Here is a 12,571-nt window from a genome sequence, read left to right on the forward strand (position 1 = left end):
GTTTATCAATGTCTGAGTGTCACCACAAACTAAAACTGTTTGCGTTAAATTCTAACATGAAATTGGCGGAAGAAATTGCGGAAGTTATGGGAATTGAATTGGGCAAATGCTCTGTCTCCCGTTTTAGCGATGGGGAAATCCAAATTAACATTGAAGAAAGCATCCGCGGCGATGATGTTTTCGTTGTTCAATCGACAAGCGTCCCGGTCAATGAGCATTTAATGGAATTATTAATCATGATTGATGCGTTAAAACGCGCTTCCGCAAAAACGATTAATATTGTGATGCCGTATTACGGGTATGCCCGTCAAGACCGAAAAGCACGCTCCCGCGAGCCGATTACAGCAAAATTAGTGGCAAATCTTTTAGAAACAGCAGGAGCTTCCCGCGTCATTACACTTGATTTGCACGCGCCGCAAATTCAAGGATTTTTCGATATTCCGATTGATCATTTAATGGGAGTTCCGATTTTAGCTGAATATTTTAAAAATAAAAATCTTGATGATGTTGTTGTCGTTTCTCCAGACCATGGAGGAGTAACGCGGACACGAAAACTTGCTGACCGTTTAAAAGCGCCGATCGCCATCATTGATAAGCGCCGGCCAAAGCCAAATGTGGCGGAAGTCATGAATATCGTTGGACAAGTTGAAGGGAAAACTGCTATTTTAATTGATGATATCATTGATACGGCCGGAACGATTACATTAGCTGCCAACGCACTGATCGAAAACGGAGCGAAAGAAGTGTACGCATGCTGTACGCATCCGGTTCTGTCCGGTCCGGCAATTGAGCGCATTCAAAATTCAAAAATTAAAGAACTTGTTGTAACGAATACAATTGCGTTGCCAGAAGAGAAGAAAATTGATAAAATTGTAGAGCTGTCAGTTGCACCGCTTATTGCGGAGGCAATTACACGCGTATATGAAATGAAATCTGTCAGTGTGTTATTTGATTAATGGAAAAGCATGTTTAGACCTTCTTGTTTTAGGATAAAGTATCAATTAGGTTCTAATTGATTCTAAAATTCTAATTCAGGAAGGTGAGGAAACATGGCTGTAGTACTAGAAGCAAAAGAACGCCCAGATAAAAAACATTCCACACTTCGACGCATTCGTTTACAAGGAAATATTCCTGGAATATTATATGGGAAAAATATTGACAATCAAATGATTTTTGTTAGTGGCGCAGCACTTGAAAAAACGATCCGCGAAGGTGGGCGCCATAGCTTAATGACGCTGAAAATAGGCGAAAAAGATTATTCCGTCCTGTTGCGCGAGATCCAAAGAGATCCGCTGCGCGGCAATATTCTTCACGCTGATTTTCAAGCAGTAGACATGTCGACAGAAGTAGATATTGATGTTGATGTGCGCTTAATCGGCGAAGCTGCCGGAGAAAAAGACGGCGGCGTATTGCAACAAAATCTGCATCAATTAACGATCCGCGTATTGCCGGCGAATATTCCACCGTCGATTGATATTGACATTTCGCACCTTCAAATAGGCGATACGGTTACGGTGGGAGATATTAACACGGGCGGAAAATACGAAATTATCGATGATCCTTCTGAAGTGATTGCGACGATCTTGCCGCCACAACAGGAGGAAGAAATTCATAGCGGTGAACAGCAAGAACCTGGTCACCCTGATGCAGAAGAGGGAAGAGAAACGACTCCAGAGTCATAAATTCGGACGTAACCGTTTTCGGTTACGTCTTTTGTAGTATCTTCGCAAAGAAAGGAGACCGAGTATTGAAGCTATTTGTCGGGCTTGGAAATCCAGGAAAGGAATATGAACAAACGAGGCATAACGCTGGATTTATGGTAATTGATGAGCTTGCCAAGCGCTGGAATATTTCCTTTCAAACAACAAAATTTCATGGAATGATGGCCTCCACCGTCATTTTCGGAGAAAAAGTGGCATTATGTAAGCCGCTGACATATATGAATTTATCAGGGGAATGTGTTCGGCCGTTAATGGATTACTATCATATTGATGTCGATGATGTCATTGTCATATACGACGACCTTGACCTTCCCCCTGGGAAAATTCGCCTTCGCATGAAAGGAAGCTCCGGTGGACATAACGGCATTAAATCATTAATTCATCACCTAGGCACGCAAGAATTTAAACGAGTTCGCATCGGGATTGGGCGCCCGGCAAATGGGCAAAAGATAACCGATTATGTGTTGGGCCGCTTTACTAAAGAAGAAAGCGACGCGGTAATGGAGGCGATTTTACGCGCGGCGGATGCGTGTGAAAAAGCAGTGGTGACGCCATTTCTGCAAGTGATGAATGAATTTAACGCATGAATATTTTCCTCCTAATTGGTGCAAAATGAAGATATGGAATACGCCCATTAGGAGGTTTGTTGCAATGGCATTACATTATTATTGCCGGCATTGCGGAACAAAAATAGGGACGATTGATAGAGTCTCCATATATAGCGAACAATTAGGATTTCACCATTTGACAGAGGAAGAACGATTGGAGATGATTTCGTATCAACCGAATGGTGATATTCACGTAAAAACGATTTGTGAGGATTGTCAAGAGGCGCTGACGAGAAATCCGGAACTACATCAATATGAGAAATTTATACATTAACAAGCTTTGGGCAACCAAAGCATTTTTGTATTTTTTTATCTTTCCTACACTAGAAAAACTTTGTCTATTTACGATCACTTTATTGAAAATGTCCGCATTTGCGCGCAAAATAGACGGATATAATAGATATAATAGCGGGAAATAAAAAAACGGTTTACGTTTTTATTTTGTTGAGAGGAGGGAGAATAGGGGTGCTTTCGTTGCATCGCTATTTTGTTGAGAATCAAGATGTCCGTTCCATTATCGAAGGCGTGAAAGCTAGGTTGAAAGAACAGCTTGTTGTCGGGTTATCCGGCTCTGCCCGGTCTGTTTTCATTTCATCGTTATATAGAGAAACAGAAAGGCCGCTCTTAGTGATTGCACACAATTTGTTTCAAGCACAAAAAATATATGATGACCTTGTTCAACTGCTTGGGGCGGAAGAGGTATTTCTTTATCCAGTAAACGAAGTAATTGCCGCAGAAATGGCGATAGCCAGTCCAGAATTAAAGGCTCAGCGCTTAGAAGTGATGAATTATTGGCTGAAACATAACAAAGGTGTTGTCATTTGTCCTGTTGCCGGATTACGACGTCTACTTCCTCCTGTGTCATTATGGAGAGATCATATGTTGACATTGGAGGTTCATCATCATATAGATGTTGAACATTATAAGCAACGGTTCGTACAAATGGGATACAAGCGTGTTGCAACTGTGTCAACCCCTGGGGAGTTTAGCGTTCGCGGCGGTATTATTGATATTTATCCATTAACGGCAGAATTTCCATATCGGATTGAGCTATTTGATACAGAAATCGAATCGATTCGTACGTTTACCGCGGATGATCAGCGTTCCCGCGATGAAGTCCAACAAGTAACCATTGGACCTGCTGATGAAATGATTGTTTACGGGGAGATGCTGGAGCGGGGAATCGAACGAATTGAAGCAGGATTAGCGGAAAGCCTCAACAAATTAAAAGATGAGAAAGCCAAACAATTATTGCTAGAACATGTGTCGTCAGAGCTTGAGCAGTTAAAACAAGGGCAGGAAATTGAACAACAATATAAATATACGGCGCTCTTTTATAACGAGCCTGCTAGTTTGCTAGATTACATGCCGGAAAATGGAATATTGTTGATGGATGAAATGAGCAGATTACAAGAGATGGCAGAAAGTTTAGATAAAGAAGAAGCAGAATGGTATACAAGCTTACTTAGCGAGGGAAAAATCATCCATGATGTTCCAATTTCTCACTCTTTTTCTGAATTATTACAAAAACATCCAAAACAGCGGATTTATTTATCCATTTTTCTACGTCATGTCCCGCATACACATCCAGAAAACATTGTCAATATTTCCTGCAAGCAAATGCAAAACTTCCACGGACAAATGTCTTTACTTAAGTCTGAGCTAGAGAGATGGAAAAAAGCAAATTATGCTGTTGTATTTTTAGCACCGAATGCGGAACGGATGAAAAAACTGCAATCGGTGTTTGAAGATTACGAAATCGATGTCGCCCCGCTAAGCGATGAAGCAATGCTGATGCACGGCAAATATCAAATGCTCGAGGGAGATTTAAATACAGGATTTGAGCTGCCGATGCAAAAGCTGGCTGTGATTACAGAAGAAGAATTGTTTAAAAAGCGGGCGAAAAGACCAATTCGCCGCCAAAAATTATCGAATGCGGAGCGGATTAAAAGTTATTCGGAGCTGCAAGTGGGCGATTACGTGGTTCATGTCAACCACGGTATCGGTAAATATTTGGGAATCGAAACATTAGAGATTAACGGTGTCCATAAAGATTATATCCATATTCAATATCAGGGCAGCGATACGTTATATGTGCCTGTGGATCAAATTGATCAAGTACAAAAATACGTTGGTTCAGAAGGAAAAGAGCCGAAAATTTATAAGTTAGGCGGGTCCGAATGGAAAAAAGTCAAAAAGAAAGTCGAGTCGTCCGTCCAAGATATTGCTGAAGATTTAATTAAGTTATATGCGGAACGCGAAGCAAGCAAAGGATACGCGTTTTCCCCGGATACAGAAATGCAGCGGGAATTTGAAGCGGCGTTTCCGTATCAGGAGACAGAAGATCAGCTGCGTTCGATTGAGGAAATTAAACGCGACATGGAGAGCGACAAGCCGATGGACCGTCTTCTTTGCGGCGACGTTGGCTACGGAAAGACGGAAGTTGCGCTGCGGGCAGCGTTTAAAGCGATTATGGACGGGAAACAAGTCGCGTTTCTTGTACCGACGACGATTTTAGCACAGCAGCATTACGAAACAGTTCGGGAGCGGTTTCAAGGATTTCCGATTAACGTTGGACTTTTAAATCGATTCCGGACGAGAAAACAGCAGGCGGAAACGATCAAAGGGCTGAAAGACGGAACGATTGATATGGTCATCGGCACGCACCGCCTATTATCGAAAGATGTGCAGTTTAAAGATTTAGGGCTTCTCATTATTGACGAAGAGCAGCGGTTTGGCGTCACGCATAAGGAAAAAATCAAGCAGCTAAAGGCAAATATCGATGTGTTGACATTAACGGCAACACCAATTCCAAGAACGTTGCATATGTCCATGATCGGAGTGCGTGACCTGTCCATTATTGAAACGCCGCCAGAAAATCGTTTCCCGGTGCAAACGTATGTGATGGAATATACCCCTGAACTTATACGAGAGGCTATTGAACGAGAGCTGGCAAGAGATGGCCAAGTCTTTTTCTTATACAATCGTATTGAAGATATTGATGCCAAAGCGGAAGAAATTTCACAGCTCGTACCGGAAGCGCGTGTTACTTATGCGCACGGGCGAATGACAGAAAATGAGTTGGAGTCCACGATGTTGGCGTTTTTAGAAGGCCAGTATGACGTGCTTGTCACAACGACGATTATTGAGACAGGTGTTGACATTCCAAATGTGAACACATTAATTGTCTATGATGCAGATCGCATGGGATTATCGCAATTGTATCAGCTGCGCGGTCGCGTCGGACGTTCTAATCGCGTTGCTTATGCGTATTTTACGTATCGGAAAGATAAAGTGCTCAATGAGGATGCTGAGAAACGTTTACAAGCAATCAAAGAATTTACCGAGCTTGGCTCAGGGTTTAAAATTGCGATGCGTGACTTATCGATTCGCGGCGCTGGGAATATATTAGGCGCGGAACAACATGGATTCATTGATTCTGTCGGCTTTGATTTATATTCACAAATGTTAAAAGAAGCAATCGAAAAACGAAAAGGAATCAAACAGGAAGAAGCAAAACCTGAAGTAACGATTGATTTAGAAGTCGACGCTTATATTCCAGATACGTATATTTCTGACGGGTTACAAAAAATTGATATGTACAAGCGTTTTAAAGCGGTGGAAACGATGGAAGACGTGGAAGCATTGCGGGATGAAATGCTTGACCGCTTTGGTGAGTATCCGGATGAAGTCGCTTATTTATTCCAAATTGCGGAAATTAAAGTATATGCGAAACAAATAGGAGTAGAATCGATTAAACAACAGAAACAGCAAATTGAAATTTTATTTGATGAGAACGCATCAAAAGATGTGGAAATTCAGCGTTTATCGAAAATCGGCGGGCAATACGGTCGCTTATTCGGTTTTGGAATGGAAGGTTCCAAATTAAAAATTGTTTTATACATTAAAGAATTGAAGCCACAAGAATGGTTAATGATTTTATATGAAACGTTAAAAGAGCTTTCGGGCGTAAAAGGTGAAAAATCGATTATTGCATAAGTTTATGCTTCTAAAAGATGGTCGATAATGAATGATGGGTAATTTTATCTAAAATTGAAAAAATCACTTTCATCACGTATATAACTGGGATTATGAAGGATACTAATCACAGCAATGGTGAATTCTCCATAACAAGGATTCATCCGTGTATTCTTCAAATCCTAGGTGAAAGTGAGGGCATCTGTAGATGAAAGCAACTGGTATTGTTCGCCGAATTGATGATTTAGGAAGGGTTGTCATTCCGAAAGAAATTCGAAGAACGTTGCGTATCCGAGAAGGGGACCCGCTTGAAATATTTGTTGACCGTGACGGAGAAGTTATTTTAAAAAAATATTCGCCAATTAGTGAATTAGGTGATTTTGCAAAAGAATATGCAGAGGCGTTGTTTGACAGTTTAGGACAGCCTGTGTTGATTTGCGACCGAGATGTTTTTATTGCAGTAGCGGGTGTTTCGAAAAAAGAATATTTGAACAAAAATGTCGGTCCATTAGTGGAAAAAGCGATGGAAGAACGAAATTCTGTCCTTCACACAGAAGAAGGAGAGACCGAACTCGTTGACGGAGTTTCTGAAATGTTAAAATCGTATACAATTGGACCGATTGTAGCAAACGGAGATCCGATTGGCGCCGTTGTCATTTTATCAAAAGATAAAGTGCTTGGTGAAGTAGAACATAAAGCAGTCGAAACAGCTGCTAGCTTCTTGGCTCGACAAATGGAGCAATAGTAGACAATAAAAAACATGAATAAAAAGGCAGCCTGCTATGCTGCCTTTTTCTTTTGCGTTATAATAGCAAACGTTATAAGTTTGACGTGTGGAATACTGCAATTACTAGAAACCATCGATAAGACTTGTGGGGAGAATCCAACATGCGGAAGGAGAAACGCGATGAGATCGCCGGAAGAGAGAATATGGAGGGGGGCGGCCGTCTTAACCATTGCCGCCTTTGTGACGAAGATATTGAGCGCTTTTTATCGCATTCCGTATCAAAATATTGTTGGTGATGTCGGTTTTTATATTTATCAACAAGTTTATCCGATTTACGGCATTGTCATGTCGTTAGCGTTATATGGCTATCCTATTGTCATTTCAAAGTTAGTGGCAGAGCGTGCAGCAGAACATGACGAAAAAGGTGTTATTTCTGTTTTGCAAGTTTCGCTTTTGTTTTTATGTTCGCTCGGCTTGCTTATTTTTTCTATTCTCTATATAGGAGCGAAACAAATCGCGATATGGATGGGAGATGGGGAACTTGCTCCGCTTGTTCGCCTCCTTTCTTTTTCGTTTTTACTATTTCCGTTTATCGCTTTGTTGCGCGGTTATTTTCAAGGTAATCACAATATGATTCCAACCGCTGTTTCTCAAGTTGGAGAACAGTTTGTACGTGTAACAACGATTATTTTCTTGTCGTATTGGTTTATCAAAAGCGGACGCAACGCATATGAAGCTGGAGCAGCCGCAATGTTTGGTGCATTCGCCGGGGGATTGACCGCACTTCTTTTATTGACAGCGTATTGGATGAGGAGAAAAAATAGAGGGAAAATACATATAGCAGTGAAAAGCGCGGATACAAAGCGCATTGTTTCTTATTTGTTCATCGAAGGGTTTATTATTTGTGTTACAAACATGTTATTAACGCTCATTCAACTGGTGGACTCTTTTTCCCTATTATCATTGCTTGTTGAACGTGGCAAGGAAAGTCTCGAACAAGCGAAAATATGGAAGGGAATTTACGATCGTGGGCAACCTTTGATCCAGCTTGGCACCGTGGTTGCGACTTCCTTTTCGCTGACGCTTGTTCCGCTCATTTCCGGAGCGAGAAAACGCAATGACGAACCATTTATTTATGAAAAGACGGATTTGTCATTACGCATCGCCACTGTCATCGGATTAGGAGCTGCATTAGGATTGATGTGTCTGATACGTCCTGTGAACGTGATGTTATTTGAAAATGATCTTGGTTCACTTCCGCTGGCAATTTTGGCTGCCTCGATTTTCTTTACGACATTAGCGCTTACGCTTTCGGCGTTATTGCAAGGAATGGGGTATGAATGGATTGCAGTAGCGGGAGTATGTGTAGCGGTAGCAGGAAAAACTGCATGCAATTGGCTATTAATACCTTTATTTGGAACAACCGGTGCGGCTGCTGCTACGACGTTGTCTTATGCCGCAATGGCATGCTTTTTATATGTCATGTTGCAACGAAAGTTACATATTCGCTTTCCAAAGAAAACGTATTTATATCCTGTTATGAAATCAGCGATAGCGATGGTCGTTGTTTTGCAGTTGTACACAATGCTTGCGGAAAGGTGGATCGACAGCCGCTTGTTCGCAACTGGTGAAGCGCTAGTCGGAGTGCTGCTTGGAGGCGCTACGTATATTATAATGGTCATAAAAGGAAATGTATTCTCACAACAAGAATTATCATTTTTCCCATTTGGAAACAAACTACGTTTATTATTAGAAACAGGTGATGGACGATGAATACGATTTATATTTTCGGTTTAGGCGCTGGTGATATTGAGCAGCTACCGTTAGGTGTATATCGAAAGTTAAAGACGGCTTCTCCGCTTTTTTTCCGCACAAAGGAACATCCGGTGGTCGCTGCGTTAGAGGACGAGGGAGTTTCGTTTACATCCTTTGACTCCATTTACGAAAAACATGAACAATTTGAAGACGTATATGAGGAAATAACAGCCATTTTATTGGAACAAGTAAAAGAACGTGATATATTTTATGCCGTTCCTGGCCATCCGCTTGTGGCAGAAAAGACCGTGCAGCTTTTATTAGAAGCGGAGCGGCGAAAGGAATGCCGCGTCGTCATCGAGGGAGGTCAAAGCTTTTTAGATGCTTTGTTTACAACGTTAAAAATTGATCCGATCGAAGGGTTTCAGCTCATTGACGCCACATCGTTTCAAGGAGATGAATGGCAATTAACAAAGCATACGATTTTTTGCCAAGTATATGATTCGTTTATTGCCTCTGAGGTGAAATTGACATTAATGGAGCAGCTTCCTGATGATTATCCTGTCTATATCGTGACAGCGGCGGGAAGCAAGGAAGAGAAAGTAACCAAAATTCCATTATACGAGCTGGACCGCTCTACGACATTGAACAATTTAACGAGCGTATATGTCCCGCCTGTTCGCGAGGAGAAATTGCTTTATCACCGTTTTGAAACGTTGCGGCGCGTCATTGCGACATTAAGAGGGCCGAACGGCTGCCCGTGGGATCGCAAGCAAACACATGAATCGCTCAAACGATATTTGCTTGAAGAAACATATGAACTGTTTGAAGCGATCGATGAAAATGATGATGAACATATGATTGAGGAACTTGGCGATGTGCTCTTGCAAGTCATGCTTCATGCGCAAATTGGTGAAGATGAAGGAATGTTTTCCATTGATGACGTCATTCGCGGGATTACAGAAAAAATGATCCGTCGCCATCCACATGTATTTGGTGACATTATCGTTGAAAATGCAGAACAGGTTGTAGAAAATTGGCAACGAATTAAAGAAAAAGAAAAGAAAGACCGCTCTAATTCCTTGCTTGATGACGTTCCGAAAAGCTTGCCAAATATTTTAAAAGCGTATGAATTCCAAAAAAAGGCAGCAAAAGTAGGGTTCGATTGGGATGATGTCAAACCGATGTGGGAAAAAGTAGAAGAAGAAATTGCCGAATTTAAGCGAGAGACGTTGGCGGAACGAAATACCCGTTCTCGTCTCATTAGCGAATTTGGCGATATTTTATTTGCGCTTATCAATATTGCCCGTTATTACGACATCAACCCAGAGGAAGCGTTGCACTCAACAAACAAAAAATTTTATCAGCGCTTTTCCTATATAGAAGAGCAGGCGCAAAAGCACGGCGTAGCGCTTACGTCGTTGTCGCTTGCAGAGTTAGACCGTTTTTGGGAAGAGGCAAAAGAAAAAGGATGGTAAAGGGGAGAGACGTATATGCGTTTAGATAAATTTTTAAAAGTTTCCCGTCTTATTAAACGCCGCACGTTAGCGAAAGAAGTAGCGGATCAAGGGCGTATTACGATTAACGGCGCCGTTGCAAAAGCAAGCTCTACAGTGAAAGTTGGCGATGAACTAACGATTCAATTTGGACAGAAGAAGCTAACGGTGAAAGTGACTGATTTGAAGGAAACGACAAAAAAAGAGGAAGCGGCTAGTTTGTATGAAGTGATTCGAGAAGAACAGATCGATGCCACGACGAAAGAGTAATGAATAGCTTCAATTTATACGGATAGGCTTGTTCTAAAATTTCCCCTGCATTCATACATATGGTACAAACACGGATAGGAAATAGACTCTCATTTGACTCGATTTCAATATGAATGCGGGGGATGAACATGAGCCAACATTATGATTTTGGAGGCAATACGAATAAAGGTCCTGTCCAAGAGCATGACGTCATTATGCGGGGGAGAAGACTCCTTGATATTACGGGAGTCAAGCAAGTGGAAAGTTTTGATAATGAGGAATTTTTGCTTGAAACGGTGATGGGGTTTTTATCGATTCGCGGACAAAATTTGCAAATGAAAAACTTAGACGTGGATAAAGGGGTCGTTTCGATTAAAGGGAGAATTTTTGACCTTGTTTATTTAGATGACCATCAGGAGAAGGCTAAAGGATTCTTTAGCAAGTTGTTCAAATGAGTTTAACGACGCAGCTGGCGACAATGCTGGCGATGATCGGAATGGGCAGCTGGCTTGGCGCCGCGCTCGATACGTATAACCGCTTTTTAAAACGACAGGACCGCGCCCATTGGATCGTTTTTATTAATGATATTTTATTTTGGATTGTTCAAGGTTTGATTATTTTTTACGTTTTACTGCTCGTCAATGAAGGCGAGCTGCGCTTTTATATTTTTCTAGCGATTTTATGTGGATATGCTGCTTATCAAAGTTTGTTTCGTATGATATATTTAAAAGTGCTTGAATGGACGATTTGGTTTGCGGTGCGGTTATACCGCTTTTTTGTTCAGTTGTGCTATTATTCCATCGTTCGCCCGATTCAATTGCTTTTTCAAATATTATTGGCACTTTCGTTTTTTGTATGGAAATTGTTTTCCTCTTTCCTTCATATTTTGTATCAATGTGTAAAGATATTATTTGCTCCGGTTCGCTGGATTGGCTTTATGATTTGGAGAGGAATTCCAAAACATTGGAAACAGCCGCTAGAAAAAATTTTCAGCTATTTAGCAGGAATTATTCGCCAAGTGAAGAATATGAAAGATAGTTTCATAAAACGGCGAAAGTAAGGGTGGAGGTGTGAAAACAGTGAGCGTACCGCATAAAACAAATGTAACAAAGTTACAATCTTCATACATATCAGCTCAGGAAGAAAAGAGGGAGAAAGCGTCGAGAAGACGACGAATCGCCGTTGTTCGTTTTACGTTTTTTAGCGTTGTATTAGCAGCGTTATCTTCGATATTTCTTTACACCCTCCACTCTCAATCAAAGGACATTGAAGCGAAATTAGCAGATAAAAAGCAGCTTGAGCAGCAGCTAGACAAGCTCGAGAAACAGCAAAAACACCTGAAAGAGGAAATTAAAAAATTGCATGATGATGAATATATCGCTGAGTTAGCAAGAAAAAAATATTATTTATCGAAGGATGGGGAGATTATTTTTGTCGTCCCCGAAAAATAATCTTTTGTCCTGTGATGTTCGATAAATTCAGGCACTCATCTTATTGACACTTGTTTTTTACATTCGTTATAATAAAGGAAATAATTTTGAAAGTTTTTTAAGGAGGAGCACTTTTTTTATGTCAATTGAAGTAGGCAGCAAGTTACGAGGCAAAGTAACGGGGATTACGAAATTCGGAGCGTTTGTGGAGCTGCCAGAAGGTGTAACTGGACTAGTTCATATTAGTGAGGTAGCGGATAATTACGTAAAGGATATTAACGATCATCTTAAAGTTGGAGATATCGTTAATGTCAAGGTCATTAACGTAGAGAAAGATGGAAAAATTGGTTTATCCATTAAAAAAGCAAAAGATACGCAACCTTCGCAGCGTCCACGCTATAAGGCCAATGATCGAGCCGCAACAGAAAGCTTTGAACAAAAAATCAGCCGCTTTCTTAAAGAAAGTGAAGATCGTCTAGCATCTCTTAGACGCCATATGGAATCAAAGCGGGGAGGTCGTGGCGCGAGACGTGGGTAACTTGCTGCTGAATGTATAAGGATGTTCATATCATAATAGTGAATAACAGCTAAAAAGCATCCACGGTGA

The 12,571-nt window shown here is 41.1% G+C and carries 13 protein-coding genes; all 13 read left to right on the forward strand.

Annotated features, from left to right (window positions below; all coding sequences use genetic code 11):
* The first annotated feature begins 8 nt into the window (after nucleotides 1-8).
* Nucleotides 9-956: a ribose-phosphate diphosphokinase gene (locus DER53_RS04925; RefSeq protein ID WP_012748824.1), complete on the forward strand. Its 948-nt coding sequence runs from the start codon at nucleotides 9-11 to the stop codon at nucleotides 954-956.
* A 93-nt stretch (nucleotides 957-1,049) separates the two neighbouring features.
* On the forward strand, nucleotides 1,050-1,682 hold the full coding sequence (locus DER53_RS04930) for a 50S ribosomal protein L25/general stress protein Ctc (RefSeq protein ID WP_012748825.1): 633 nt from the start codon (nucleotides 1,050-1,052) through the stop codon (nucleotides 1,680-1,682).
* A gap of 65 nt (nucleotides 1,683-1,747) precedes the next feature.
* Entirely contained in the window at nucleotides 1,748-2,308 is a 561-nt protein-coding gene (gene pth, locus DER53_RS04935) for an aminoacyl-tRNA hydrolase (RefSeq protein ID WP_012748826.1), read from the forward strand.
* 64 nt (nucleotides 2,309-2,372) lie between these two features.
* Nucleotides 2,373-2,603 (forward strand): anti-sigma-F factor Fin, encoded by a 231-nt coding sequence (gene fin / locus DER53_RS04940; RefSeq protein WP_012748827.1) that lies wholly within the window; start codon nucleotides 2,373-2,375, stop codon nucleotides 2,601-2,603.
* Between the two features lie 191 nt (nucleotides 2,604-2,794).
* Nucleotides 2,795-6,328 carry a transcription-repair coupling factor gene (mfd, locus tag DER53_RS04945; protein WP_062756178.1) on the forward strand — a complete coding sequence of 1,178 codons (3,534 nt, stop codon included), beginning with the start codon at nucleotides 2,795-2,797 and terminating at the stop codon, nucleotides 6,326-6,328.
* Between the two features lie 187 nt (nucleotides 6,329-6,515).
* The gene (gene spoVT / locus DER53_RS04950; protein ID WP_012748829.1) at nucleotides 6,516-7,052 is read left to right on the forward strand and encodes a stage V sporulation protein T; all 537 of its coding nucleotides are present in this window, start codon (nucleotides 6,516-6,518) and stop codon (nucleotides 7,050-7,052) included.
* Nucleotides 7,053-7,214: 162 nt separating this feature from the next.
* The gene (locus DER53_RS04955) at nucleotides 7,215-8,807 is read left to right on the forward strand and encodes a putative polysaccharide biosynthesis protein (RefSeq protein WP_062756176.1); all 1,593 of its coding nucleotides are present in this window, start codon (nucleotides 7,215-7,217) and stop codon (nucleotides 8,805-8,807) included.
* Entirely contained in the window at nucleotides 8,804-10,267 is a 1,464-nt protein-coding gene (gene yabN, locus DER53_RS04960; protein WP_062756174.1) for a bifunctional methyltransferase/pyrophosphohydrolase YabN, read from the forward strand. Before DER53_RS04955 ends, yabN begins: the two co-directional genes overlap by 4 nt.
* Nucleotides 10,268-10,282: 15 nt before the next feature.
* The gene (locus DER53_RS04965; RefSeq protein WP_062756172.1) at nucleotides 10,283-10,555 is read left to right on the forward strand and encodes an RNA-binding S4 domain-containing protein; all 273 of its coding nucleotides are present in this window, start codon (nucleotides 10,283-10,285) and stop codon (nucleotides 10,553-10,555) included.
* A gap of 128 nt (nucleotides 10,556-10,683) precedes the next feature.
* Entirely contained in the window at nucleotides 10,684-10,989 is a 306-nt protein-coding gene (gene yabP, locus DER53_RS04970) for a sporulation protein YabP (RefSeq protein ID WP_003247459.1), read from the forward strand.
* The gene (yabQ, locus tag DER53_RS04975; RefSeq protein ID WP_012748833.1) at nucleotides 10,986-11,594 is read left to right on the forward strand and encodes a spore cortex biosynthesis protein YabQ; all 609 of its coding nucleotides are present in this window, start codon (nucleotides 10,986-10,988) and stop codon (nucleotides 11,592-11,594) included. Before yabP ends, yabQ begins: the two co-directional genes overlap by 4 nt.
* A gap of 19 nt (nucleotides 11,595-11,613) precedes the next feature.
* Nucleotides 11,614-11,985 carry an FtsB family cell division protein gene (locus DER53_RS04980; protein ID WP_062756170.1) on the forward strand — a complete coding sequence of 124 codons (372 nt, stop codon included), beginning with the start codon at nucleotides 11,614-11,616 and terminating at the stop codon, nucleotides 11,983-11,985.
* 118 nt (nucleotides 11,986-12,103) lie between these two features.
* A complete protein-coding gene (locus DER53_RS04985; protein WP_012748835.1) occupies nucleotides 12,104-12,502 on the forward strand; it encodes a S1 domain-containing RNA-binding protein in 399 nt (132 codons plus the stop codon).
* Nucleotides 12,503-12,571: the final 69 nt, after the last annotated feature.

The organism is Parageobacillus toebii NBRC 107807, from assembly GCF_003688615.2.
GTDB lineage: Bacteria > Bacillota > Bacilli > Bacillales > Anoxybacillaceae > Parageobacillus_B > Parageobacillus_B toebii.

Excerpts from the sequence above, each read along its gene's own strand:
- yabP (WP_003247459.1), top strand. The coding sequence starts at position 10,684 with ATGAGCCAACATTATGATTTTGGAGGCAATACGAATAAAGGTCCTGTC.
- DER53_RS04965 (WP_062756172.1), top strand. The coding sequence starts at position 10,283 with ATGCGTTTAGATAAATTTTTAAAAGTTTCCCGTCTTATTAAACGCCGC.
- DER53_RS04955 (WP_062756176.1), top strand. The coding sequence starts at position 7,215 with ATGAGATCGCCGGAAGAGAGAATATGGAGGGGGGCGGCCGTCTTAACC.
- yabN (WP_062756174.1), top strand. The coding sequence starts at position 8,804 with ATGAATACGATTTATATTTTCGGTTTAGGCGCTGGTGATATTGAGCAG.
- DER53_RS04985 (WP_012748835.1), top strand. The coding sequence starts at position 12,104 with ATGTCAATTGAAGTAGGCAGCAAGTTACGAGGCAAAGTAACGGGGATT.
- fin (WP_012748827.1), top strand. The coding sequence starts at position 2,373 with ATGGCATTACATTATTATTGCCGGCATTGCGGAACAAAAATAGGGACG.
- DER53_RS04930 (WP_012748825.1), top strand. The coding sequence starts at position 1,050 with ATGGCTGTAGTACTAGAAGCAAAAGAACGCCCAGATAAAAAACATTCC.
- yabQ (WP_012748833.1), top strand. The coding sequence starts at position 10,986 with ATGAGTTTAACGACGCAGCTGGCGACAATGCTGGCGATGATCGGAATG.
- DER53_RS04925 (WP_012748824.1), top strand. The coding sequence starts at position 9 with ATGTCTGAGTGTCACCACAAACTAAAACTGTTTGCGTTAAATTCTAAC.
- spoVT (WP_012748829.1), top strand. The coding sequence starts at position 6,516 with ATGAAAGCAACTGGTATTGTTCGCCGAATTGATGATTTAGGAAGGGTT.